Origin of the sequence: Autumnicola edwardsiae (genome assembly GCF_031846505.1) — a bacterium.
Lineage (GTDB): Bacteria > Bacteroidota > Bacteroidia > Flavobacteriales > Flavobacteriaceae > Autumnicola > Autumnicola edwardsiae.
Genome location: NZ_JAVRHP010000001.1, coordinates 71,747 through 98,266, shown reverse-complemented (window position 1 = coordinate 98,266; position 26,520 = coordinate 71,747). Strand labels below are relative to the sequence as shown.

21 protein-coding genes are annotated in these 26,520 nt (G+C 39.6%); 8 read left to right on the top strand and 13 right to left on the bottom strand.

Features of this window, described 5'->3' with window-relative positions; genetic code table 11:
* Positions 1–31: 31 nt before the first annotated feature.
* On the bottom strand, positions 32–1,291 hold the full coding sequence (locus tag RM529_RS00460; protein WP_311482773.1) for a DUF389 domain-containing protein: 1,260 nt from the start codon (positions 1,289–1,291) through the stop codon (positions 32–34).
* 131 nt (positions 1,292–1,422) lie between these two features.
* Positions 1,423–3,507: a methionine--tRNA ligase gene (gene metG / locus RM529_RS00455; protein ID WP_311482772.1), complete on the bottom strand. Its 2,085-nt coding sequence runs from the start codon at positions 3,505–3,507 to the stop codon at positions 1,423–1,425.
* Between the two features lie 165 nt (positions 3,508–3,672).
* Here metG and RM529_RS00450 point away from each other — a divergent pair, with 165 nt between their 5' ends.
* The 5 genes from RM529_RS00450 (at position 3,673) to RM529_RS00430 (ending at position 7,016) form a co-directional block, all read left to right on the top strand.
* Complete coding sequence (locus tag RM529_RS00450; RefSeq protein ID WP_311482771.1) at positions 3,673–4,245, top strand: hypothetical protein; 573 nt, start codon at positions 3,673–3,675, stop codon at positions 4,243–4,245.
* Positions 4,246–4,431: 186 nt separating this feature from the next.
* Positions 4,432–4,791, top strand: coding sequence for a YraN family protein (locus tag RM529_RS00445; RefSeq protein WP_311482770.1), 360 nt, complete (start codon positions 4,432–4,434; stop codon positions 4,789–4,791).
* A gap of 167 nt (positions 4,792–4,958) precedes the next feature.
* Positions 4,959–5,315 (top strand): YciI family protein, encoded by a 357-nt coding sequence (locus RM529_RS00440; protein ID WP_311482769.1) that lies wholly within the window; start codon positions 4,959–4,961, stop codon positions 5,313–5,315.
* Entirely contained in the window at positions 5,305–6,516 is a 1,212-nt protein-coding gene (locus RM529_RS00435; protein ID WP_349254637.1) for a DUF6596 domain-containing protein, read from the top strand. Before RM529_RS00440 ends, RM529_RS00435 begins: the two co-directional genes overlap by 11 nt.
* Positions 6,513–7,016, top strand: coding sequence for a DUF6265 family protein (locus RM529_RS00430; RefSeq protein WP_311482767.1), 504 nt, complete (start codon positions 6,513–6,515; stop codon positions 7,014–7,016). Before RM529_RS00435 ends, RM529_RS00430 begins: the two co-directional genes overlap by 4 nt.
* A gap of 184 nt (positions 7,017–7,200) precedes the next feature.
* Here the strand turns inward: RM529_RS00430 and RM529_RS00425 are convergent, their stop codons facing one another.
* The 3 genes from RM529_RS00425 to RM529_RS00415 all read right to left on the bottom strand — a co-directional run bounded on the left by RM529_RS00425 (position 7,201) and on the right by RM529_RS00415 (position 10,482).
* Positions 7,201–9,270: a M13 family metallopeptidase gene (locus tag RM529_RS00425; protein WP_311482766.1), complete on the bottom strand. Its 2,070-nt coding sequence runs from the start codon at positions 9,268–9,270 to the stop codon at positions 7,201–7,203.
* A 94-nt stretch (positions 9,271–9,364) separates the two neighbouring features.
* Positions 9,365–9,880, bottom strand: a complete 516-nt coding sequence (locus RM529_RS00420) for a nuclear transport factor 2 family protein (RefSeq protein WP_311482765.1) — start codon at positions 9,878–9,880, stop codon at positions 9,365–9,367.
* Positions 9,881–9,897: 17 nt separating this feature from the next.
* Positions 9,898–10,482, bottom strand: coding sequence for a hypothetical protein (locus tag RM529_RS00415; RefSeq protein ID WP_311482764.1), 585 nt, complete (start codon positions 10,480–10,482; stop codon positions 9,898–9,900).
* 269 nt (positions 10,483–10,751) lie between these two features.
* On the opposite strand from RM529_RS00415, the gene RM529_RS00410 reads away from it, so the two are divergent.
* Entirely contained in the window at positions 10,752–11,696 is a 945-nt protein-coding gene (locus tag RM529_RS00410; protein ID WP_311482763.1) for an NAD-dependent epimerase/dehydratase family protein, read from the top strand.
* Positions 11,697–11,986: 290 nt separating this feature from the next.
* On the opposite strand, the gene RM529_RS00405 is transcribed toward RM529_RS00410, so the two are convergent.
* Both RM529_RS00405 and RM529_RS00400 read right to left on the bottom strand, forming a co-directional pair.
* Complete coding sequence (locus RM529_RS00405; RefSeq protein WP_311482762.1) at positions 11,987–13,354, bottom strand: DUF4374 domain-containing protein; 1,368 nt, start codon at positions 13,352–13,354, stop codon at positions 11,987–11,989.
* A gap of 24 nt (positions 13,355–13,378) precedes the next feature.
* Positions 13,379–15,766, bottom strand: coding sequence for a TonB-dependent receptor (locus tag RM529_RS00400; protein WP_311482761.1), 2,388 nt, complete (start codon positions 15,764–15,766; stop codon positions 13,379–13,381).
* Positions 15,767–15,931: 165 nt separating this feature from the next.
* On the opposite strand from RM529_RS00400, the gene RM529_RS00395 reads away from it, so the two are divergent.
* On the top strand, positions 15,932–16,906 hold the full coding sequence (locus tag RM529_RS00395; RefSeq protein WP_311482760.1) for a helix-turn-helix transcriptional regulator: 975 nt from the start codon (positions 15,932–15,934) through the stop codon (positions 16,904–16,906).
* 59 nt (positions 16,907–16,965) lie between these two features.
* On the opposite strand, the gene RM529_RS00390 is transcribed toward RM529_RS00395, so the two are convergent.
* The 4 genes from RM529_RS00390 to aspS form a co-directional block, all read right to left on the bottom strand.
* Positions 16,966–17,160 (bottom strand): cold-shock protein, encoded by a 195-nt coding sequence (locus RM529_RS00390; protein ID WP_311482759.1) that lies wholly within the window; start codon positions 17,158–17,160, stop codon positions 16,966–16,968.
* Between the two features lie 101 nt (positions 17,161–17,261).
* On the bottom strand, positions 17,262–17,501 hold the full coding sequence (locus RM529_RS00385; RefSeq protein WP_311482758.1) for a hypothetical protein: 240 nt from the start codon (positions 17,499–17,501) through the stop codon (positions 17,262–17,264).
* Positions 17,502–17,504: 3 nt separating this feature from the next.
* The gene (locus tag RM529_RS00380; RefSeq protein WP_311482757.1) at positions 17,505–19,292 is read right to left on the bottom strand and encodes a chloride channel protein; all 1,788 of its coding nucleotides are present in this window, start codon (positions 19,290–19,292) and stop codon (positions 17,505–17,507) included.
* A 58-nt stretch (positions 19,293–19,350) separates the two neighbouring features.
* On the bottom strand, positions 19,351–21,099 hold the full coding sequence (gene aspS / locus RM529_RS00375) for an aspartate--tRNA ligase (protein WP_311482756.1): 1,749 nt from the start codon (positions 21,097–21,099) through the stop codon (positions 19,351–19,353).
* Positions 21,100–21,329: 230 nt separating this feature from the next.
* Here aspS and RM529_RS00370 point away from each other — a divergent pair, with 230 nt between their 5' ends.
* Complete coding sequence (locus RM529_RS00370) at positions 21,330–21,689, top strand: toxin-antitoxin system YwqK family antitoxin (RefSeq protein ID WP_311482755.1); 360 nt, start codon at positions 21,330–21,332, stop codon at positions 21,687–21,689.
* A gap of 172 nt (positions 21,690–21,861) precedes the next feature.
* Here the strand turns inward: RM529_RS00370 and RM529_RS00365 are convergent, their stop codons facing one another.
* Positions 21,862–25,335 carry an efflux RND transporter permease subunit gene (locus tag RM529_RS00365; RefSeq protein ID WP_311482754.1) on the bottom strand — a complete coding sequence of 1,158 codons (3,474 nt, stop codon included), beginning with the start codon at positions 25,333–25,335 and terminating at the stop codon, positions 21,862–21,864.
* A gap of 11 nt (positions 25,336–25,346) precedes the next feature.
* Positions 25,347–26,513: an efflux RND transporter periplasmic adaptor subunit gene (locus RM529_RS00360; protein ID WP_311482753.1), complete on the bottom strand. Its 1,167-nt coding sequence runs from the start codon at positions 26,511–26,513 to the stop codon at positions 25,347–25,349.
* Between the last annotated feature and the right edge of the window lie 7 nt (positions 26,514–26,520).

The following is a 26,520-nucleotide window of genomic DNA, read 5'->3' as shown; positions in this document are numbered from 1 at the left end:
TTTTTAGGCTGCTTTTAAAATCCTATCGAAATTACTCCCTTACCACATTAATCTGATATACCTTATGAATATTTTCATTCTGGTAATTGACATTTTCTTTAAGGTGATTGATAATTGCATTTTTTAAAGCTTCATCTGAAATGAGTGTGTCTTTCGGTAAAACGGTAGCCTGAAAGTTTACCGTAGGTTTGTCGTTGATTTTGGTGTTGGTAAAAGTTACGTTCTTATTAATTATCCTGATATAATTCAGATTCTTTAGTTCGTTGTCCATTCTTTCGGTTAATTCGGTATTCATGCTGGCCTTGCGCAAAAATGGCGGCTTACTGAACTGCCAGAAGATCATTGCGCCTATGCCCAGTATCACAATGCTGCTGGTGGTGATTGCTACTTTTTTGCTGCCTTTAAGAAAGCGGACGCCCGTGGGGGTAACTTTTCCGTAGAAATAAAACACCAGAGTAGCGGCAAGATGAATTCCCAGCAGCTGTAGTACGATCCTGAAAATACTGCTAAAAACAACTTCCCAATCCATTATATAAATCCCGGCACCAACCAGTCCAACAGGCGGTGCAAGGGAAGCAGCTACCAAAATTCCGACGGCGGCACCAGAGACAAGGCTATCTCTTTCAGACTGGCAGATATTAATAGCTCCCGCAAAACCCGAAATAATAGGCAAAAACAAAGCTACCCGAGAAACGTGGCTCACTTCCACCATAAGAGGAGTCAGGGTTTCTAACGGGAAAATTGCGGATAAAATGAAACTGGTAGCAATCCCGCTTGTAATCGCGAGTCCGTAACGCATCAGGCTGCTCTTTAGAAGTGGCATTTTTCCCGAGGCAGTGGCCAGAGCCGCATTCATCGCCGGTCCGGCGAAAGGTGCCACCAGCATGGCGGCCACCAGCAGATATACAGTTGTGGTGTATAGTCCAATCCACACAATGATTCCTGCAGCTATGGAATAACCAACTAACCCAAAAATAGAACCTACGCTTTGGATGCCGCCCAGGTAGATTTCCATAGAACTCTTTGGTTTTACATCGGCGACCTGTTCCGGGGCTTCATTTGCGGGAGGGTAAAGCGTAATTACACCTCTGGGAATTAAACTGATTTCCGGTTGTTCAAAAGCATCAAGCTTTTTTAGAAAATCGTTTACCTTATTATTTGAAAGAAAAACCAGGAAAACATCTTCTTTTTCTGAAGAGAGATCAATAGTGTTTTTCCCCTCAAATTCCGAAACAGTGTCTAAAACCTTATCTTTATGTCCCTTCGGAATTTTTATAATGAGCTGGCGCATACTTTTCCTGATTAAAGCAAAATCTTCTTTAAGATAAAAAATACAGAAAAGAGTGGCAGCGGGATTAAGGGAATTTTAGGTTTTAATACGGGACTTTTCGAAAATCATTTTCTATCAGTGCGCAGTCGTAATTAATTTATCGTAGTTCCATTTTCAACACCATCTTCATCAGGATTTACAAAAACCAGCTTACCTCCAGCATTTTCGGTCATTAAGATCATGCCTTCGCTTTCTACTCCGCGTAATTTTCTGGGAGCAAGGTTGGCGAGGACGGTAACTTTCTTGCCAATAATATCTTCAGGACTAAAATGCTCTGCAATACCCGAAACTACGGTTCTTTTGTCAAGACCTGTGTCGACTTTTAAAACCAGTAATTTTTTGGTTTTTGGCATTTTATGAGCTTCAATGATAGTTCCGACCCTCAAGTCCATTTTTGTAAAATCGTCGAAATTCGCAATTTCCTTCTGAGGCTCCACTTTCTGATTTTCGGCTGCGTTTGCAGTTTTTGTAGCTTCTAGTTTTTCCAGTTGTTTTTCGATTTCTGAATCTTCTATTTTACTGAAGAGCAGCTCTGCTTTTCCAATTTGGTGTCCTGCCGGAAGTAAAGATCTTTTCGTGGCAATCTTGTCCCACTGTGGTTCTTTTTCTCCCTGGTTTTCCACGGCATCTGTAATTTTAAGGATGCCTTTAAGTTTAACTGAAGTAAAAGGTAAAAATGGTTCGCTTAAAGTTGCAAGGGCAGAAGCTATTTGCAAAGCCACATACATCACCGTTTTCACCCGTTCTTCATCGGTTTTTATCAATTTCCACGGCTCTTCATCGGCAAGATATTTGTTTCCTAAGCGCGCCAGGTTCATCAATTCAGCCTGTGCTTCCCGGAAACGGTATTTTTCAATTGAACTTGCAATCACCGCCGGATATGCTTTTAATTCAGCAATCGTAGCTTCATCAACTTCAGAATATACATTGGGTTCCGGAACAATTCCGTCGTAATATTTATTGGTAAGAACAACAACACGGTTAATGAAATTGCCAAATATCGCCACTAGTTCGTTGTTGTTCCTTGCCTGAAAATCTTTCCAGGTAAAATCGTTATCCTTAGTTTCGGGTGCGTTTGCGGTTAACGCGTAGCGCAATACATCCTGCTGATTTGGAAAATCTTCCAGGTACTCGTGCAGCCAAACTGCCCAGTTTTTAGAAGTGGAAAGTTTTTTGCCTTCCAGGTTCAGGAATTCGTTTGCAGGAACATTATCTGGTAAGATATAGTCTCCGTGTGCCTTCAGCATCGTGGGGAAAATAATGCAGTGAAAAACGATATTGTCTTTTCCTATAAAATGAACAAGCTTGGTGTTTTCATCTTTCCAGTAAGGTTCCCAGTCTTTGCCTTCGTGCGCTGCCCATTCTTTGGTAGAAGAAATATAACCAATTGGGGCATCAAACCATACATAGAGCACTTTCCCTTCAGCCCCTTCCACGGGCACAGGAATTCCCCAATCAAGATCGCGGGTTACGGCGCGGGCCCTTAAGCCATCGTCGATCCAGGATTTCACCTGTCCGTAAACATTCGTTTTCCAGTCAGCTTTATGGCCTTCAAGAATCCATTCTTTCAGCCAGTCTTCATATTGATCCAAAGGCAAAAACCAGTGCCTGGTCTCTTTTAAAGTAGGTGTTGCTCCGGTAATTGCTGATTTCGGATTAATTAAATCTGTCGCGTTAAGCGAAGTTCCGCAGCTCTCACACTGGTCACCATAAGCTTCTTCATTTCCACATTTCGGGCAGGTTCCGGTTACAAAACGATCGGCAAGAAACTGACCGGCCTTTTCATCGTAAAGCTGCTTTGTGGTCTCCTCGATAAATTTGCCATTTTCGTACATCGACTTAAAAAAATCTGATGCCGTATCGTGGTGAACTTCAGCAGAAGTCCGCGAATAATTATCGAAAGAGACACCAAAATCTTTGAAGGATTTTTTGATGATGGCATCATATTTATCCACAATATCCTGCGGACTAACGCCTTCTTTCTTTGCTTTTATAGTAATTGGCACCCCGTGCTCATCACTTCCGCATACAAAGGCCACGTCCTGGCCGTGCATTCTAAGGTAACGTGCGTAAATATCGGCGGGAACATAAACACCTGCAAGATGGCCAATATGGATTGGACCGTTGGTGTATGGCAAAGCGGCAGTGATCGTATATCTCTGTGGAGAGTTGTTCATTTATTCCTAATCTTTTTTTGAGCTTGTAAAGGTAAGCAACTGCTATATATTACGAGTTAAATTCTTGTAAAAGACCATTCTTATGAAGGATTTGTTTCTACATTTATGCTACCCTTTAAAAATGGCAATTTTGGTACTTTATACTGCGGAAGTAAATCAGAGAACATGAAGAAAATATTTTTTGTAATAGCTTTTATTGGTCTTTATTCCTGTAATAGCACAAAACAAGCGACTACAGATGCTTCAGACAAATTTGTTGCAGAAAAACTTCTGGATTATGACCTAAAGGAGGTGAAAGAGCGGTTTTCTGATGCTAATATAGAAGAAGGAACCAATTTGTATGATGAGGGAACAGTAGAGCGCTCTTACGCGATACTCTATCCCGGAACTAAAGATGAAATGCACATCACCTGGAATGCGAATAATGAAATATTTGATATTCGCTTTGCCGAAGAAGGGAAATGGCGTTCTGCCTCGGGGGTGAAGGTTGGTACAACCTATAAAGAATTGAACGGGATTAACGGAATTTTGGTTTCTTTCTATGGTTTTGGATGGGATTACAGCGGAGCTGTAGTGTGGAATGGTGGCAAATTGGAAGATACCGATTTAAGGGTCTTTCTGGGTGCCGAAAATGAACCTTCAGATAAATTCTATGGCGATCAAGTAGTAAAAGCTTCGCCGCAGGAGATCGAAAATATGAATTTAAAGGTGCAGGCTATTGTACTAAGAAAATCCTGATATTTTTTGATAGTGGACCGGGTAAAATGCAACCACTAATACACGAATAATTTGCGGCGACCAGTCAGGTTTTCATAACCTGACTGGTCTTGTAACCGTTTACTTAAGTGTTATTCTTCAATAAAAATTCATAGTGCTTAAGATCAGTTATTTGTGTAAATTAGTTGGATTTTTATTCAATTAAATATGGCAAAACACAATTTGCTTGGGAAAAAAGGAGAGGAGCTGGCTGCCGAATTTTTGCAAAAGAACGGTTATGCCATTGTTGCCAGGAATTTTGTTTACCAACAGGCAGAGGTGGATATTATCGCCAGGAAGAAAGATGTACTTATCGCCGTAGAGGTAAAAACCAGGAGCACACCAGACTTTGGTGATCCGCAGGATTTTGTGAAAAAGAAACAAATTCAGCAGTTATTAAAAGCCGTAAATTATTTTGCTGAAGAGCAGGAACTGGAAATGGAAGTCCGTTTCGATGTTATTGCGATTATCAAAAACCAGTCAGGTACAAAGATTGAACATCTAAAGGACGCCTTTTATTACTTCTGAAGCAGACAAATAATTTGAAGCTGTGAAAATTTGCTGATGAGATCATAAATAAACTGATCGTTTTAGCTGGATGTTGTGTGTAAGCAAAAAAATCACAAAAAAAATTAAAAAAGTGTCCAAAACCAATGACCTGAAATGTCTTTAAAGTAAATCAAAAACAGAATAAAATGAAAAAATTCTTATTACTGCTACACGAAGATATTGAAAAAATGAATGAACTATCGCCAAAAGAAATGGGAGAATTGGCGAACGCTCATATGGCTTGGGCGACCAAGTTGGCTGAATCGGGACATTTGATTTCTGGGGAAGGTTTGCACGAGAAAGGGGTACTCATCACGGGGAAAGAATGCGTGATAAAAGATGGCCCTTACTTGGAATCCAAGGAATTGATTGGTGGATACTACCTGTTACAAGCGAACGACTTGGACACCATCGTACAGTTTGCCAAAGAATGCCCGTGCCATCTTTGGGGAGGAACTACCGAAATTCGCGCCATTATGGAAATGGATCAATATGAGCAATAATAGGCATTCGGCAATTGAATTCTATTACCGGGCATTATACGGAAAGTTGTTTTCTGCACTTATCAATCAGTTTGGCACGAATCACGTTAATGAAATTGAGGACGCTATTCAGAATACTTTTCTGAAATCCTTAAAAACCTGGAACGCTGATAAAATTCCCGATAACAAAGAAAATTGGCTTTTCATTGTTGCCCGAAACGATGTTTTGAACCAAATCAGAAAAAAGGGCAAGGCAAGTCCGGCATCCAATTTGACCGAAACCGAAGAAAACGGAACGGCAGAAAATGACTTACGACTTGAAACCATTTTGTTCCTGTCATCCTCAAAAAAAAATTCTGATAGAGCAAAGGTAATGTTCATCCTCAAAAATATTTTCGGTCTTAATGTCCGCGAAATAAGTGAGAGTACGCTGTTAAGTCAAGAAGCCATCTACAAAAGTATCAACAGGGCAAAAGCAAGCTTCCGTCTTGAATTTGAGAACAAACCTATAAGTGTAATCACCAAAAAAACTGGCAAACACGAAATCGTGACCGTTGAGGAAATTTTGTATGCGGTGTTCAACATTGGTTTTGATTCTTTCAATAACAAAATACAGTCCATTGTCAACGAAGATTTATGTTTGGAAGCCTTTGCTATTGCTAAAGAATTGTTTAAAAAATATCAACAGGATTCAACTAAAAACCTACTAGCCCTTTTTTGTTTTCATATTGGGAGAATACCTGCAAAGATTGACAAAGGCAAACTCGTTTCGCTTTTTAAACAAGACCAAGCCAAATGGGATAAGAAGCTAATGAGCTTAGGGTTCAGTTACTTGCACAAACCCGAAAAATTGAACCGATTTTACATCGAGTCATTGATTGCAAGTAAGTATATGACGGCAAATTCATATGATACCGAACATTGGAACGAAATTATTAAACTCTACGAATTACTTACGAAATTCCATCATTCCCCCATCGTAAAATTAAACCTTTGCTACGGATTACATCAAGCCAACCGAAGGGAAGAAGCCTTGATTTTATTGGCGGACATCGAAAAAGAATTACCAAATGGACATTTCTATTATTCATTAGTTAAAGCAGAACTTCTAAAAGTGTCAACCCCAAAACAGTCGGAAACAATAATGGCTTCGGTAATGGATACAATGGAGCAGACTATTAGAAAAGAATATTTATTAGAAAACGGACTCATTACGTTATGAAAGCACAAACATTATTAACGATATTGACAATTGTTATTTCCCTTTTTACTTTTTCGTGCAACACCAAAATTAAGAGCCAAGAAAAACCTGAAAATTTTGATTGGCTTATAGGACAGTGGGAACGAACAAACGAAGAACAGGGAAAAACGACATTTGAAAATTGGGATAAAATATCTGACTTTAGTTATTCGGGAATTGGGTTTACAATGCAGGATGGAGATACTATAAAACAGGAAAAAATAAGGCTAATAAAACAAAATGACACTTGGGATTTGATAGTGAAAATCCCTGAAGAAACAAAAGACATAACTTTTGGACTGACTGACTTTACCCACAATTCCTTCACCTGCATCAATGATTCTATCAACTTCCCAAACCAAATAAAATATTGGACAGAAAACAACAAATTAAAGGCAACGGTATCGGGAGCTGACTTAAACATACCGTTTGAATTTGAGAAAATTAAGGGAAAAAAGCCTACACACAACAACAATGTTTAAATTTGTCTTGAATCGAAACTTCCTGCTAGCTTGCTGCGCCTGATCGTCCTGCGCATAATCACGCTCGCCAGCTCGCACTGTTTTTATAAGGGACGTAAGCGGTCTTATATCTTTTTCGGACAATAACACCTAAAAAAGAGAGCCGGAAAAACTCCGGCTCTCTTTCTTATAAGTTTACTGAAGATTACCAGATTTTTACCCGGTTTTCAGGTTTTATGTACATTTTATCTCCTTCGGCAATATCAAAGGCTTCATAAAAAGCATCAATATTTTGCAACGGAACATACGCGCGGTACATTCCCGGAGAGTGAGGGTCTGTCTTGATCCTGTTTCTTAAAGCTTCCTCACGCATTTTTGTGCGCCAAACGGTTCCCCAGGACATAAAGAATCGCTGCTCTGGTGTAAATCCATCGATTTCTCCCGGATTTCCATGCTCTTCAAGATGAATCTGGAGTCCGTCGTAAGCAGCATTTACTCCGCCTAAATCTCCGATATTTTCACCTAAAGTAAATTTACCATTAATGTAAACACTGTCAAGCACTTCAATCGCGCTGTATTGATCTGCAAGATCGCTCCCCAACTCTTCAAATTGTTCAAGATCTTCGTCTGTCCACCAGTTGTTCAGGTTTCCTTCAGCATCAAAGCGGGATCCGCTGTCATCGAAACCGTGGGAAATTTCGTGGCCTATCACTGCACCAATTCCGCCGTAATTTACTGCAGCATCAGCTTTATAATCGTAGAACGGTGGCTGTAAAATAGCAGCCGGGAATACGATCTCGTTGTAGCTTGGGTTGTAATAAGCGTTCACCGTTTGAGGTGGCATATACCACTCGCTTTTGTCAACAGGCTGTCCAAGTTCTGAAAGGTTTTCTTCAACTCTCCATTTCTGAGCGTTCATAAGGTTCTGGAAATAAGATCCTCCTTCTTCGGGACTTTTAATTTCAAGTCCGCTGTAATCTTTCCACTCATCGGGATAACCCACTTTCACAGTGAAATTATCCAGTTTTTCCAGGGCTTTTTTCTTGGTATCCTCACTCATCCATGGAAGTTCATTAATCCTGTTTTCGTAGGCTTTAATAATATTTCCAATCATTTCCTGAGCTTTTTCTTTAGCTTCTGGTGGGAAATTTTGCTCTACGTAAAGTTTACCAAGAGCTTCTCCAATTGTACCGTTTACAGTACCTAGGGCTCTTTCGTTTCGTGGCCGTTGTTCCTGGGCTCCCTGCAACGTTTTGTCATAAAATTCCCAGTTCTCACGCTCAAGTTCTGTAGTTAAGGTAGAAGCGGCATCATTAAAAAGGTTCCATTTTAAATATGCTTTCCAGTCTTCAACAGAATTTTGTGCAATAATATCCTGAAGGGACTTCATATACTCCGGTTGGGTAATGATAATCGTGTCCAGGTCTTTTGCACCAATTCCTTCAAAAAATGCCTCCCATTGCATTGCAGGAACTGTATTCTGAAGTTCATTTAACGTCATTGGATTGTAAGTTTTCCTTGCATCACGACGTTCCACTTTATCAAGCTGGGGTTGAGCAAGACTGGTTTCAAAAGCAAGGATAGTTTCTGCTTCTGCACTAGCTTCCTCTTCAGAATAATCTAAATACTGAAGCATTTCTGTAATGTACTCCTTATATTTTTCCCTCTTCTCTTTAGAATCGGAATCGTCTGCAACATAATAATCCCTGTCAGGAAGTCCCAATCCTGAAGGATTTAGGTAGGCAGCATTCATGTTACTGTTTTTTCTGTCTGCGCTAACACCAAAGGAGAAAAAACCTGCACTGCCGTACTCACTCATATCCACAAGGAAATTCTGTAAATCTTCCTTGTTGTTGATGGAATCGATCTTAGCAAGATACGGCTTAATAGGTTCTATCCCCATTTGGTTCCTCGACACGGTGTCCATAATACTTTTATAAAGATGAACTGCTTTCGCCTGGTCACCTTCGGGGTTTAGAGTGTCGCTGGAAGAAGCAGCTTCAAGAATGCTAAGCGCATCGTCATCGGTTCTTTGGCGAAGCTCATAAAAACTTCCCCAGGAAGTCCTGTCTTCAGGAATTTCTGTGGAATCCAACCACCTTCCGTTTACGTATCTAAAAAAATCATCTTTTGGATTTGTGGTAGTGTCCATATAGGATAGATTAATCCCGCGGACTTCTTCCTCGGCCTGCGCCGTTCTGTTATCATCCTTGCAACCGGTAAGTACGGCCGAGCCAAGAACAGAAAACAGTAAAACATTTTTAAGTGTATTCATGTGGTTTTAGAAATTTAAAAATTCTGAGCTAAAGTAATAAAAAGGTAAATATCTTCAGCGTGAATTGTTTACGCAGAATTAATGCCAGAGATTACTAATTCTTCTGAAGTTTGGATTGCAGTTCCTGATCTGCTTCTTTTTTGATCGCGAGAACTTCATCTACGTTTTCATTCGGGATGGTGATAGAAAGAACGTAGTGCTTAATTTTCCAATTTTCGTCCTTTTTTTCCAGGATTCCCGAGCCGCGGCAAATTCCCATTTGTGTGTCCAGCAGTTCATCAAACCAGACATAATCTCCGTTTTTTCCAAGGTAAATATTTCTTTGCATCGCTCTAAATTCCCAGGCTTTTCCTTTGTCGAAATGAGGTTTTGCATATTCCCTGAAGTCTTGGTTTTGCCAGTTTTCAGTCGCCTCTGTACCAATAAAAACTGCATCTTCTGTCATTAATCCAAAATACGCTTCAAAATTGGCGTTTGCAGCTGCCCGGTGCCAAAGCTTAATTGTTTGTGCTACTTGCTCCCGGGCAGAAAGTTCAGCATTAGAAAAATCCTGTGCGTAGCAACTAAAGCTGGCTACTGTGAGAAAACAAACTGCTATAAATTTCTTCATAATAAAAAATTGACTGGCTAGGAGTCGTTTAAAGTTCGGAGGCTGCGCTGGGAAACGGAATCATTTTCGACTTCATTTTCATTCTCTTCCTCCTGCAAATCCAGTTCAGCTTCAAAATCCTGAAGTGTTTTCAGGAAAATTTCGTTCATCTGAATTTTCAGATAGTTAAATTCTGAAGGGATTTCTTCTGCGACCTCCTCTATTTCCTCAGGATTGGGCTTTCGCTTGGAAGCAGCATGGTCCAGCAACATAGATTTTGTGGTTAGTACATTTAAACGAGCCTCTACGGCTGTGGAACGTAGTGAATCTGGCACCGAATTTTCTAAAGATTGCATTATTTCTGCCAGGGGAGCAGCATTGGTCATCACTTTGCGAAGCGTGGCGTCATTAAATTTATCGATCTCGTTTTGCGCAGTAATATATTCAATCCATTGCGCGGCATATTCCCGGGCTTCGGGCAAAAGCTGTACCCGCTCATTAGTGACCTCTATTTGTTTTCCAAATTCGGTGGTATCTACCTCGGTTGTGGCAGGATCCTCTACCTGCCTGTCTTTGCAGGATACCAGGCACAACAAACCTAAAATAAAGGGTACTTTTTTCATGTAAAATAGTGAATGCTTTTCAGGAAAAATCCTTTCGTTATAATTGCGGATATAAATTTAGGCTAATTCGGCGGGAAACAAAACAGAAGGTCGAAAATTGCCATTTTCAGGGGATCACTATTTTCTTCGGAAGAAAACAAAAATACCAGATTTATGCTGAAGGGCTAGCCTTTATAGGATTAGAAGAACTTCAAAAATAAGATAGGTTTAAGGTTTTTTATTGCATAAATCTCTGTGATAATGGATATATTTGCAAAAAATTGAAATCTATGGCCGGAAAAATCTTAATTATAGGAGCCAGCGGACAAATAGGCACCGAGTTAAGCCTGAAATTACGTGAAATTCACGGAAATGAGCACGTAATTGCCAGTGATATAAGAGAAGGCAAGGCAGAATTGATGAATTCGGGCCCTTTTGAGGTTGCCGATGCCACCAATACTGAACAGATTGGTAGGATTGTGGAGAAATACAATATTTCTGAAGTTTATCTTATGGCGGCCATGCTTAGTGCCACTGCCGAAAAAGCACCAATGAAAGCCTGGAACCTAAATATGGATTCCCTTTTTAACGTGCTGAACCTTGCGAAAGATAAAAAGATTGAAAAAGTATTCTGGCCATCCAGTATTGCCGTTTTTGGACCAACGACACCAAAAGATGCGACGCCGCAAAATACAATTATGGAACCTTCAACGGTCTATGGGATTAGTAAACAAACCGGCGAGCGCTGGTGCGAATATTTTCACAGGATTTATGGTGTAGACGTAAGGAGCATACGTTATCCCGGAATTATTAGTTACAGGACGCTGCCCGGAGGCGGCACTACAGATTATGCGATAGAAATTTTTCATGAAGCGGTGAAAAATGGTGCTTACACTTCCTTCCTTTCAGAAAACACTTCGCTGCCCATGATGTATATGGAAGATGCTATAAAAGCGACAATTGACATTATGGAGGCTCCTTCAGAAAAGATTAAAATAAGGTCTGCCTATAATCTTTCGGCTATGAGTTTTACCCCCAAAGAACTTGCTGAAGAAATTAAAAAGCAATTACCGGAATTCAGTATTCTATACGAGCCAGATTTCAGGCAACGAATAGCAGATTCCTGGCCATCCAGTATTGACGATTCCCGTGCGCGCGAAGATTGGGGATGGAAACATAATTGCGATTTGCAAAGCCTGGTTAAGGAAATGCTTGAAGGGGTAGGCAACAGTTGAAAGTACCAGAATATCTGCAGTAGGGGGTGCCGCTCAGGCAAATTAAAAATAAAATAATACCGCTGACAAGCTCCAGACAAAGATGAAGATTGTTCAGGAATTTTCTGAAGGTGTATTTTTTCTTTGGTTCTTGTTTTTTACTATAAAACAGGTTATAAGCTATCAATAATATATTGATTGTGACAGTTAGTAATGACTATCCTGTTAAATGCCCCATTATGGGTTTTTACGATTAAAATGAAAAATGGGGCTGCCGGAAAGCAGCCCCAGATTTTTGGCTAAATCAATTTTTAAAATACTCCTATAAAGTGGCTTCCTTCATCATTTACCAGTTCAGCTCCTTTAGTTACCTCGCCTGTTTCTGTATCTATAACGTAAATATTTCCGTTTTCTCCTACGGGAGCTTCTGTTACGTATACCTCATTTCCATCAACCACAAAGCCCTGGTACTGGAATAAGTAGAAATTCTGGGAATATGGGATTTCCTCTATTTTTTGTGCTGTTCTTGCTTCTAAATCTACCAGTGCGAAATATCCCTGTGCTCCTGCTACACCTTCAGCAGAACCTGCATGGCGATAAGCCACAACCGCTTTCCCGCTAGCAGTAGGTCTCCAGGCAAGAATATAAGCATCTTCTACCCCTAATGCTTCATCTAAGTTAAATACGTAAGAATCATCATACTGGTTGTTGGCATCGATTTTTAAGATATGAGAACCGTTTGGATCGCCCTGGTTTGCCTGGTAAACACTTCCGTCAACTAAGAACGCATTGATACTACGGTAACCGTTGGTATTTCCTTTCCCTACTTCAGAAGTAATAACAGTTGGGTTTTCTAAAGATGGGTAATCTAATACAATGGTTTTAGCTCCTAAAATTTCGCCGTCCCTATCTGTTTCTCCGGTTTCCGGGTCTACTTTGCTAAGGCGTGCACCAATGTATAATTTATCGCCTGCAGCATTTAAAACAGGCATGTCAATTCTACCAAAGTAATACCCTTGTGCTTCCAGTTCTTCGCTTAGCGGGATGCTAGATTCTTTAAATTCTTTTATTAACGAATTTTCTAAATCTAAGGTGACAATACCCATAGTAGCTTCGGTACGCTCATAAAAATCGTCGCTCTCATCTTCTGGAGTGCCATTATTATTAAACTGGTTTTGAGTATTTACATAAACAGCAGCTCCTGTTTTGTCCCCGTCAAATAATTTAATCCATCTTGGGGCAGAACCTACATATTCACTAATACTTATTGGAGAACCAGCTTCTGAGAAGTTCTGCCCACCTTCTACATTATATTTCGTATATCTACCACCGGTGTCCCCGGCATAGCTAATATTAAATATAGTGTTTCCGTCCTCAGAAGATTGTAACCTGGCAGTTCTGTTTGAAGGAGCAATAAATCCGTTGTCAAAAGGCTCTATAGACACCGTTGGGTCTTTAGCGTCTTCACTGCTTATTGAATAAATTAAGGTACCTCCGTTACCATCTCCGGGATTTTCCCCCATCCTGGCAGCGGCAACAGTAATCCATCTGCCGTCTTCATTTTCGATTGGTTCCTGTCCGGGATCTATAGAACTGTCATCGTTGCTACAAGAAGCTAGTAAACCTGTTGCTATTGCAACCGTTGCTAACGTGTTAATACTAAAAATTTTACGTTTCATATATTATATATCTTTAATAAGTGGTTAAAAGTTATTGATTGAATAATTTAATTTCAGGTAAAAAGCTCTTCCTGGTTTTTGTACAGATAAGTTGTCGTAAACAGGCTTGTCAAAGATGTTTTTAACATCAAAACTCATTACAAAATTTTGGTTCGGGAATATATAACTAAGCCCAAGATCTTGTGCAAATTGCTGAGGTACTTTAAAAAAATCATCTCCTACGGTATTGGATCCCTGGGGAACCAGGTAGGAGAACTCATCAGTAAAGTACATGGTGTAGAACAGATTTATATGGGAGTTTTTCTGGATTAAATCCTTAAATGAATACCGTAAGCTGCCATTCATTGTAAAAAAAGGGGTATTGGGAACATCTATTTCCACACCCCTGTTTTCAACTTTTAAATCGAATCGGGATATGTTGAAATTAAGACCGAAATTGTTGTTATAGGTATAATTTAATTGTGCGTCTATACCCTTAGAAGTTCCGCTTCCCTGGTTTACATAAAGAATTAATTCTTCATCTACATTTAAGGAAGTTTGGATAGGCAAGCCAATTCTATCTTTAATATTTCGCGTGAAAAGATTGGTTGAAGCGCTAATTTGATGTTCTTTTAGGTTAAAGGTGCCTAGCTTAAACCCCAGATTATAATTATTGCTTTGCTCTGGATTAATACTTGAGTTTGCTACGACATTATCGCCATCGTTACCAAAAATTTCGGTTTCATTTGGTAATCGTACGGCTTTTTCTGCTGAAGCTAATAAAGTAATAGTAGGGGTAAGCTCGTAAGAAGCCGCAAAACCATAGCCATCATATTTTTTGTTGCTGCTTACAACTTCATCCACAATTTGCCTGTTTCCGTCTGGATTTTGTTGAATTTCAGGATCTACATTTATTGTTTTTTGCTGGTAGTATTTTCCAAATAAATTTACTCTTAACCTGTCATTAAAAGCATTTAACTCATAGGTTAAAGAAAGAATGTTTTTGTGTAAATCCCTTGTTCCTACAAATGTGTTTTCTAATACAGATTGTAGTTCATCACTATCTTCCCTGTCAATTCCGCTATACACATGGTTTGCCAGAATTTTGTGGTTATTGTTAATAGCGTAAGCCAACCCTGTTCTGATAGAGGCTACATTTCGGTTTATTTTAGCAAGCGTGGGGCCACCTTCTTGTTGTGAACGCCGGGTATATTTAAATTCCTCACCTTCATAATTAATCGCTCGTTTCCCGTTCCAGCTATAAGCCCAAGGAACCGTGTCGTTTACCTGGCGGTTGCGCGTACCGTAGTATCCGTTTACATTTATATCTAATCCTGGAGTAAATAAATCATTTTTTTGGTAAGTTATGTTGGCCAGCGATGCGTCTGATTCAAGAAATCTTCCTTTATATGGGGTGTCGGTCATAAAAGCCCCATGTTGAACCTCCTTATAATCATCAGAACCTGTAAAGCCTACAAAAAACCGATCTGCCCATTTTACATCGGTATAACCAATTTGCGCCGTTCCCCCGGTAGATCTGTAGGCGTCGTTAAATCTTCTTGCAGTAATAGGAGTTTGTAGGCCGCCTAACCCTTTTACTACCACACTTCGGCCCGAAACTTCATAATCGTTGTCAGAATAATTATGAAAGGCAGAGGCTTTTACGGTAAAGCCAGACTTATCAAACCGATATAACCCGTTTACATTGGCCTGGAAAGTATTAAATGATCCGTAGGAGACAGAAGCGTTAATATTCTCACTGGATTGTTTATTAAGTACAATGTTAATTGCTCCACCAAGCGCATCATCGGCCAAATGGCCGGGAACAACGCCTTTGTAGACTTCAATCCGCTCGATCATCGAAGGCGGAATACTGTTTAAGTTGTAGGAAGAACCAAATGTGGAAATTGGAATACCGTCTATAAAAATACGTACGGCACTTCCCGATAATCCATTCAAACTGTATTCTGCACGAGAGCCTAAACCGCCATTCTGGCGAATTTTCACCCCAACTGTAGTATTAAGTAATTCGTTAGTCTGAATATTTCTAATACTTGCTTCTTCGGTTTCTACAACGCTAAGTGCAAAACCTTTTTTTTCCATTTGAGATTTAAATGATTCTGCCTGAAGGAGTACTTCATCTAATTCATTTTCTGAGGTGTTGATAACTATATTGTACTTTAAATTTTCTTGATTTATAGCTATCTGTTGGTGAGCTATAAAATCGCCGTTATTAATCTCAATTAAATAAATTCCTGCCTGTAAGTTCTTTATCTGGTAATTTCCTTCTGAATCTGATCGGGTATTTTTACTTTGGTTAAGATTGGAAGCTGTAATACTGGCCCCACTTACTGCCTCACCATTTTGATCTTCGATTATTCCTGAAATATTGAAACCTTTAGGTTCGGTTTGCTGTGCGTGTATAGTAGACACAACTGCTGACAGTATCAGTAAAACAAAGCTTATTTTGGAATGTATAGCCACAATTGCAATTAATTGTTCTTATTTAAACTAAATTTAAATAACTTGCGGCAAATATATCTTTTGAACTAATAAAGCCATTTCTGTTTTGGTAATAAAAATTACGGAAAACGTATTATGTATATTGAGTCTAAATTAAAAGAAGTTGATAAAGCCTTATTTGAGATGGATTTTTCCGGGTTAGACCGAAAAAGTATTTTATCTAAAGAAGTTTCAAATTATTCGGATTCCGGGCTAAAGGCTGCGGGTAAAATTCAATTTACAAATGGATTACTTATTATAGATACTGAATTTAATAATAAAAAAAGCCTTACCAATATACTTGAAATTAAGGGTGAATATATTCAGGTTTCTTACTTAAAAAAAAGGGGGGCTGATTTAATTTTATCCGGAGTCAAACAGGCTGTAGGCTTAGGCAGAATTCAATGTTGCTATGATTTGGACACCAGGAGCATCATTAAGTTACCTGCAAACCAGCCCATCCATTGTCAGGCGATTTATTTATCTAAAGATTATTATCTGGAATTATTAAAAAATGAAGCCTGGATCGAAAACAACACCTTCTATAAAAAAGTACTGCAAGGAGATTTACAAAGTTGGGGGGCCTGTCAGTTTCCTATAAATTATAATTTATATCATATTCTTAATGAAATTGCCCAGGCTAACTGGGATGAAGATTTCAAATTTTTTTTTATCGAGCTAAGGCTTAAGGAACTATTTCTTTCCTTACATCTATGTCAACAGGAGTCGCTAAAAGGATTCCCAAAAGATATAAGTGAAGAAAACCGGGAGAAAATTAAAAAAGCGCATGCCTATTTAATTGAACATTTTAAAAGTCCTCCTACTATCAAGGTCCTGGCGAGGAAAGTACTTTTAAATGAACTTCAGTTAAAAAAAGACTTTAAAAAAATGTATGGAAAAACGATAAGAAGTTTCGTTATTGAGTTGCGTATGGAGAAAGCTAAAAGTCTGTTGGGAAAATATACGGTTAGTGAAATGGCGGGAATTTTGGGTTATAAAAGCATTCCACATTTTATAAATACGTTTAAAAAATGTTATGGTTATACTCCAAAACAAGGTTTAAACCAGTGACCGGTAAACATAAAAAAGCCGCTACAGCGGCTTTTTGAAGTCTTAAAATAGAAATTCTGTTATTCTATAACGCGTACGTTGCTTGCGTTTACTCCTTTTCTTCCTTCAACTTCTTCGTACTCTACTTTGTCACCCTCTTGAAGAGTTTCGCCGTCAAGTCCTGTAATGTGAACAAAGATGTCTCTTCCGGTTTCGTCGTTAGTGATGAATCCATAACCTTTGGACTCATTGAAAAATTTTACTGTACCTTCCATTATAAAAAAATAAATATTATTAAAGTGCAAACTTAGTATAATATATTTGACATGGCCTCAAGATTTTCTGATAAATTTGAAAAAAATTAAGATTTAACTTTCTATTTACGATTATTTTCCCGCATCTTTTTCATGTTCTTATCAGAGAGCGTATAGTCTTCCAGCTTTTTTCCTTTCCATCTCACATAGAGGAAGATAGGCATTAAAATAAAAGCGCTTGTGAGTACGGCAACTCCAATTACAGTATCACCCAATGGGTCGTCGCCTTCCATTTTAAAATAGAAACCAACGCCAATGGCAACGAGAATTGCAATGCCTAAAATCTTTAATATCGTATTCATAATTTATACTGTTACTTCAATCAATTTCTTGCGGTAGGCAGTAAGTAGTTTAGATTTCGATATAAACCCTATGTACTTTTTATCTTTAACGACAGGAAGGTTCCACGCATCACTATCCTGGAATTTCTTCATAATGTCCTTAGTCCTGTCTGTTCTCAAATCTATTATTTCCGGAGGCCGCTGCATGATATCGCTTACCTTAACTTCATCATACAATTTTTGATCGAACATTATAGGCCTTATATCGTCCAGAAGGATAATACCAAGGAATATACCCTTTTTGTCCACGACCGGAAAAATATTCCTGTTTGATTTTATAACTCCTTCTTTTATTAAATCGCCCAAAGTCAGGTTAATTTTAATGGGAATAAAATTTTTCTCAATTACACTGTTGATGTTCATAAGCGTTAGAACCGTCTGATCTTTATTATGCGTTAAAAGTTCTCCCCGGGCAGCAAGTTCCAGCGTGTAAACAGAATGGGGCTGAAATTGCGAAGTAATCATAAAAGAAATAGCAGCGGTAATCATTAACGGTATAAATAACTCGTAACCGTGGGTTAATTCTGCAATAAGAAAAATTGCCGTTAAAGGAGCGTGAAGTACACCGGCCATTAAACCGGCCATTCCTACCAGGGTGAAATTACTCACTGAAATTGGATTGTTGATCTTTAAATGATTAATGAGCAGTGCAAAACAATGTCCCATAGCACTTCCCATAAAAAGCACCGGCGCAAAAATTCCGCCAACGCCTCCTGCGCTAAAGGTGAGGGAAGATGCCACAATCTTAAAGATTACCAACCCGGCCAGTAAAACGATTACCACCCAGAAATTTTCCAGATAAGCATTGAAAAAATTGGTTCCCAGAGCCTCCAGATAATTCTCCTGCAGCAAATTGTTTATTACATTGTAGCCTTCGCCATACAGCGGAGGAATAAAATAAATAAGGAGCCCCAGGCCCAAACCTGCTAACGTAAGGCGGTAAAAAGGAGACTGGATCCTGCCGAATAATTTGTTAATACTGAAATATGTTTTTGTAAAGTAGATAGAGCATAGAGAAGCGAGTACTCCAAGCAGGATGTAATAGGGGACTTCTGAAATAATAAAACTGTCCTTCAACTGGAACGGAAGAATAATTTCGCTTCCGAAGAAGAAATAAGAAGTTAATATTGCAGAAACCGAGGCCAGGAGCAAAGGCAGTAATGACACAAGCGTGAGGTCCAGGCTAAAAACTTCAATAGCAAAAATTATAGCAGCAATTGGTGCTTTAAAAATAGAAGACATGGCTCCTGCCGCTGCACAACCAATTAGCAACGTACGAGAAGCCTGGTTGAGCAGGAAAATTCGGGAAATGTTGGAGCCAAGAGAAGCGCCGGTAGCTACAGTAGGACCTTCCAGACCAACAGAACCTCCAAAACCAACGGTGATTGGAGCTGTGATAAGAGAGGCGTACATCTGGTACCTTCGCATAATCCCTTTACGCTGTGAAATAGCGTGAAGCGTTGTTGGGATCCCGTGTCCCACTTTTCTTCGGAAAATAAATTTTATAATAAGCCAGGTGAGGAAGAGGCCTATAATGGGAAAAATGAAGTAAAAGGCATCATGATAATTTGCAATAAATTTGCCTTGGAGCAGCGTCTGAATAAAATGCGTCAGGTTTTTAATAGCTACCGCTCCAAGGCCCGCAATAAAACCGATTATCGCACTTAAAAACATCAGGAATTGCTGATGAGTAAGATGCCGGCTTTTCCAGTTTAAAAACCGGAGCAAAACTGATTTGCTGAAATTTGCCACGCAAACTCTGTTTTAAATTAGAACCAAAAATTACGCTTACTGCAGAAACCAGAAGAATTTATAACTTCACCTGAAGATGCAATTCGTTTAGTTGATCTTCGTCCAGTTTTGCAGGAGCATCTATCATCACATCACGACCTGCATTGTTTTTTGGAAAGGCGATAAAATCCCGGATGGTTTCCTGACCACCTAAAATAGCCACCAGCCTGTCGAAGCCAAAGGCTATCCCGCCGTGGGGAGGTGCGCCATATTGAAAGGCTTCCATTAAAAATCCAAATTGCTCTTTTGCTTCTTCCTCTGTAAAGCCAAGGTAGTCAAACATTTTGGACTGAGTCTTTTTATCGTGGATCCTGATTGAACCGCCACCAATTTCATTTCCGTTTAAGACCAGGTCGTAGGCATTTGCCCGCACTTCCCCGGGATTTGTTTCCAGCAACGGAATATCTTCCTTTTTAGGCGAAGTAAAAGGATGGTGCATCGCGTGATACCTTTGGGTTTCTTCGTCCCACTCCAAAAGTGGAAAATCCAGCACCCATAGCGGAGCAAATTCTTCAGGATTTCGTAGTCCCAGTTCATTTCCCAGGTGCATTCTTAGAGCACTTAGCTGAGTTCTTGTTTTATCTTTGTCACCGGCCATCACGAGGATAAGGTCCCCTGCTTTTGCACCGGTCTCTTTTGCCCAGCCTTGAAGATCTTCAGAAGAATAAAATTTGTCTACAGAAGATTTTAAGCTGCCGTCTTGGTTAAATTTTACCCAAACAAGACCGTTTGCACCTATTTGTGGGCGCTTTACCCATTCAATAAGTTTGTCAATTTCCTTGCGGGTGTAAGAGGCTGCGCCGGGAACAGCAATTCCCACTACAAGTTCCTGCTGGTCGAAAACGTTGAAACCTTTGTTTTTTGCCTGTTCGTTAAGGTTTGCGAATTCCATTCCAAAACGGATGTCGGGTTTGTCGTTTCCATATTTTTCCATAGCTTCTGCATAAGTCATCCTCGGAAAATCACTAATATCGACTCCATTTATTTCCTTGAGCAGATGCCGTGTTAGTCCTTCAAAAATATTCAGAATGTCTTCCTGCTCTACAAAAGCCATTTCACAATCTATCTGCGTGAATTCCGGTTGCCTGTCTGCCCTCAAATCTTCATCGCGGAAACATTTTACGATCTGGAAGTATTTATCCATTCCGCCTACCATCAGCAGCTGTTTAAAAGTCTGCGGAGATTGGGGAAGTGCGTAGAACTGACCTTCATTCATTCTGCTGGGCACCACAAAATCACGTGCACCTTCTGGAGTGGATTTTATCAGGTAAGGGGTTTCGACTTCAATAAAACTTGCCTGTGATAGATAATTTCTTACCTGCATACCCACTTTGTGGCGGAAAACAAGTTTATTCTTTACCGGATTCCGGCGAATGTCCAAATAACGGTATTTCATTCTTAAATCCTCACCTCCGTCTGTTTCTTCTTCAATAGTAAAAGGAGGGGTACGGGAAGTATTGAGGATTTCTAATTGTGATACGAGAATTTCTATTTCTCCGGTCGGGATATTCGGGTTTTTCGATTCTCTTTCAATCACTTCTCCCGTTACCTGGATCACAAATTCACGGCCCAGTTTTCCTGCTCTTTCCATTAAATCTGTAGAAGAACGTTCCTCATCAAAGATCAATTGGGTAATACCGTAGCGATCGCGAAGATCAACCCAAACCATAAAGCCTTTGTTCCTTATCTTCTGGACCCACCCAGAGAGTTGAACTTCCTGGCCTTTGTCTTTTAAGCTTATTTCCCCGCAGGTATGACTTCTATACATAATATCCTCAAATTTAAAAGTGGGGCAAAAGTAATAAGTTATTCGCGTTTTTAGGTAAATAATAATAGATAAAAGTCCAGGTATTTACGTGATAATCCTTCTATTCTTAATATATAACTAGTTGGTTAACAAATATATAAAGCTGCAATGTTAATTTAATGTTACGTAGTTATTGATTTATTGTAAACTTTCTTGTATATTTGTAAAGCAATCATTAAAAAAGAACTGTGATGAAGAAGATAAAACAAATGATGCTAATAGGCGCTTTAGCCATTAGCGGTGCTGTTATGGCACAAGAGAAGGAGCCTGTTTTTGAAAAACAGGGAGAATTAATTAAAGGGACGTTTTACTATGAAGATGGAAATATTAGACAGGAAGGTACGTACAAGGACGGAAAACTCCACGGGGAGTGGGTTTCTTACAATAAAGAAGGTGAAAAGACAGCGATCGGCCAGTACGAAACGGGTCAAAAAGCTGGTAAATGGTTTTTTTGGACTGATGACAATTTAACGGAAGTAGATTATGAAGATAGCAAAATCGCTTCAGTAAATAGCTGGAAAAATGAAAGCGGCCTGGTGAGCAGCGATTAGTTTTTCTAAATTACAGAATATAAAAAACCCCGGAGCTAATTGCTTCGGGGTTTTCTTTTTTATTGTATCGGGGGGTGAATGCCCCGAAGACTTGCCTCGCTAGTAAATGTTTTAAAGGTTGAAAACGTATTCTACTAGAAACTCATTGGGCTTACACCGGAGAAATTTATTTTTAGGCATTTGCCATTTGTTTTTTTTGTTCTCTGGCTGCTTTTTTATCCCTAAACCTGATCTTTGCTCTGTTCACTAAATAGAACATTACCGGTACCACTACCAAGGTAAGGAAGGTTGCGAAAACAAGACCAAAGATCACCGTCCATGCCAGGGGTCCCCAAAAAATCACGTTGTCCCCACCAATATAGATACCGGCATCGTAATCTACAAACAGTCCAAAAAAGTCTATGTTTAACCCAACTGCCAAGGGGATAAGTCCTAGTACGGTTGTAATCGCAGTAAGGACCACCGGCCTTAACCTGGATTTACCACTCGCTACAATAAGCTCAAAATATTGCTGCCTGGTAAGCAGATCTTCATCATCCATTTCCAGCTCGTGCTTCTTCCGGTCTATGAGTATTTGTGTGTAATCTATAAGTACAATCGCATTGTTAACCACAATTCCTGCCAATGATATAATTCCCATCATGGTCATGATCACCACAAAATCCATACTAAATATAACCAGGCCAAGAAATACTCCTACTAATGATAGGATAATAGCCATTAAAATAATTATAGGTTTGGACAGGGAATTAAACTGGCCTACCAAAATAAGAAGAATTCCTCCCATGGCATAGAATAAGGCCATCAGCAGGAAATTCATATTTTCTGACTGCTCTTCCTGTTCTCCGGTAAAAGAATACTCAATATTCTGCGGAAGATTATAGTTTTCTAGTTCACTCTTCAGAGTATTTACAATTTCGGTAGCATTGTATCCGCTCAACACATTGGAATACAGGGTTATGACCCGCTTAAGATCTTTTCTTTTTATAGAGCTGAAGGAGGAGGTGTTTTTCTTATCAATAACTGTGGAAATAGGCACCTGTATAATTTGTCCCTGATTATTTCTGAAGGTCATGGGCATGTTAAAAAGCACATTCTCATCGTATCTGTACTCATCGCTCAGCCTCACATTAACAGGATAATCTTCGTCGTCTTCCTTGTAAGTGGTGATTTCTTCTCCATATATTGCCCGTCTAAGTGTTTGTCCCACGCTTGCACTGGAAACTCCCAATTGTCCTGCCTTCTTACGATCTACATCTATGGCGAGCTCAGTTTTGGATTTGTTTACATCTATCTTTAGTTCCTCGATTCCCGCTATACCCAAATCTTCTATATAAATTCTCATTTGTTCTGCTTCTCTTAGCATCTCCTCATAATCGTCCCCCCGCAATTCTATATTTATAGGGTAGCCTGTAGGAGGACCTGCGGCATCCTTTTCCACAATAACGGTTGCTCCCGGAAATCCCTGTACGGTGTCACGAATTTCTGATAGTACTTTACTGCTTTCCACCCCTCGGCGGTACTGGAATTCCCGCATAGATAAAGTGACCTTTCCTTTATGAGGCATTTCGTTACTTTGTCCCATATCTGTCTGTGGGTTTCCAGCACCCTCACCAACAATAGAGATCGCAGACTTTACCATGTAGTTAAAGCCGTCTTCATCTTCGTACTTTTCGATAACCCCAAATATGCGCTCTTCAATTTTCTTGGTAAGTTCATTAGTTTTCTGAATAGCGGTGCCTTCCGGGTATTCGATATAGGTCATGATCTGGTTTGGCTCATTTTCGGGAAAGAACAGCACTTTTGGCTGTGCGATACCTACCAGAATGAATGAAAGGATTAACATTACGATGGTTCCAAAGAAGAACACATAAGCTTTCTTACCTCCAAGTGCATACTTTAGAAACCGTTCATAGAAGTTGTCCAGTTTTTTCAATGATTTGTACTGAAAATATTTTACAGCCCCAGAAAGTACATATTTATAAAGCCATAAAAGGAGTGCTGTAAGGATACTTAAGTTACCAAAACCACGTAATGCACCTATATCCAGAATGAATCCTGCTGTAAGAAGTAAGACCCCCACTCCGCCAAGGATTAAGCTCCAACGAATGAGTTTCTTTTTGGTTAAAGACTCTTCTTCTGTCTTCATATATCTCGAAGTAAGCATTGAGTTAATGATAAGCGCTACAAACAGGGAAGAACCTAATACGATGGAAAGTGTGATTGGGAAAATAATCATGAATTTCCCTATTAAACCCGGCCAGAGTCCCAATGGGAAAAAGGCGGCAAGGGTAGTTGCTGTTGAGGCAATAATGGGCCAGGCGATCTCTCCCATACCTTGTTTTGCAGCTTTAATTCTAGGCATTCCCTGGTCCATGAGGGAATAGACGTTTTCTACTACCACAATACCATTATCTACCAGCATTCCCAATCCCATCACAAGTCCAAAAAGCACCATCGTATTCAAGGTGTAACCCAGGGATGATAGAATAAATAATGACATTAACATGGAAAGGGGGATCGCAAAACCTACAAAAAGTGAGTTTCTAAAGCCTAGAAAGAACATAAGCACCACCACAACCAGAATTACTCCGAAGATGATGTTATTCACCAGGTCGTTAACCTGGTTCTCGGTTTTTATAGATTGGTCGTTAGTGAAGGTAATATTTAGACCATCGGGTAAAACTTTTTCTTCCTCTCTCACCAGTTCCTTGATTTGTTGAACCGCTTCGATCATGTTTCTTCCCGCACGTTTTTTTATGTCCAGCATCACAACAGGTTTCCCATATTCCCGTGCGTACGAGGTAGGATCTACTTCTTTAAACCTAATTGTTGCTATATCCTCGAGATAGACATCTCCACCATCGGTCTTTACCACTACCGTTCCGAGTTCCTGCGGATTTTCAAGTTCACCAAGAATCCTGATATTCTTCTGGGAACCACCACTAATCACATTTCCGGCAGAGATCGTATTGTTTTCTGTACTTACGGCGTTTATAATATCCTGAAAACTGACTTTTGAGGCTGACATTTTGTAAATATCCACAGCAATTTCAACCTCCATCTCTTCGGCGCCACGAATGGGAGCTTCTTTAATGGGGGCTAATAGTTCTATCTTATCCTGAAGATGCTCTGCATAATCCTTTAATTGTTGTGTGGGATAATCTCCAGTTAGATTAATATTCAAAATAGGTTGTTCTTCAGAAAGGTTTAGATCAAACACATTAGGTTCTACCTTTGCACCATTATCCAGTGTAGGCCAGGTAGTTTCTGCTTTAACCTGATCCACCTTATCTTTAATACGCTGTTTGGCCGTGGGAATTTCTACAGTTTCCTCAAATTCAACAATAACCATCGAATAATCCTGGAGCGTAGTAGAGGTAATTTCCCTTACCCCGCCCACATTATTGAATTCTTCTTCAAGAGGCTCGGTAATAAATTTCTCCACATCTTCTGCCGAGTTTCCGGGATTTACAGAGCTGACATAGATTTTGGTTTCTACAATTTCGGGGAAAGCTTCCCTGGGCATCGTATAGTAAGCATAGACCCCAAGCGCCATAATAATTGTAATAATCACGTAGACAATCATCCTATTGTCTATGGCAAATGAGGAAAGTTTAAATTCTTTATATGGATTTTTGCTCATCTTGAGATATCTTATTCTAGATTAGTTTTGGCAATACGCTGCCCATCACGAATGTTTTTTGAACCTTCAATAACGATTACATCACCATCTTTAAGCCCACTTTTTACTTCTATATGATTTTGATAATTAAGGCCTAATTCAAGTTTAACCTTTTTTGCAACTCCTGTGGAATCAGATTCCGGTTCGTAAATAAAAGCAATGGCCTCTCCTTCTGCATTTTCCTGAAGTATGGTTTCCGGGATCAATATGGCGTCCTGATTGGTGTAATTGTTTATCTGTACATCTGCAATAAGGTTTGGTTTTATCTTGCGGTCCTTATTTGGGATGGCAATCTCCACATCGTATTTGCGATTATCTGGATTTATATAATTCCCCACCTGCCTGATGACGCCTTTGTACTGCTCCCCAATTGCAGAAATATTTACAATTACTTTCGAGCCTTTTTCTATACTGGAAAGATAATTCTCGGGTATGGCGGCCCTTACATACATGTCACTAAGATCCACCAGGCGCATCACCTCGGTCTGTCCCTGGTTTACCACCTGACCTTCTTCGGCAATGATATTATCAATTTCTCCGGCAAAAGGAGCTCTTAGCTCGGTTTTTGCCAGCTGTTTTTGGGTTTGATTAGCCGCTTCAACTGCTGCCTCGTAATTTGCTTGAGCTTCCAAAAATTGAATTTCTGAACCTATTTTCTGCTCCCAAAGGTTTTTGCGGCGCTCAAAAGTGGTTTCCGCAAGTCTTGCCTGGGTTTGTTGTTGCGCTAATTGATTTGAAAGTCCTGCATCTTCAATCTTTGCCAATAATTGTCCTTTTTGAACTCGGTCGCCTTCTTTAACATACACATCAGTTAAAACACCGGAGTATTCTGGAAAAATAATGATGTTTTGATCGGTTTCGATATCCCCCTGAACTTGGATATAATGTTTGAAAAGCGTATCATTCAACTTTTGAACCGTAACTAGCTGTGGTAGGGTTTTTTCTGCTTGATTATCTACGTACTTATTTAATTTGTCCAATTTTTCCCGAAGTTCTTTTTGCTCTTCGTTTAATTCCTGACGTTTTTGTTTTATGGCTGCAAGATTGCCATTCTCTATAAGTTCATCTACAGATTTCTCTTCGCCACCACAAGAGGTTAGCAGAAGGATAAGGCTCAATATTACTGAAATCTTTTTCATGGAGTTG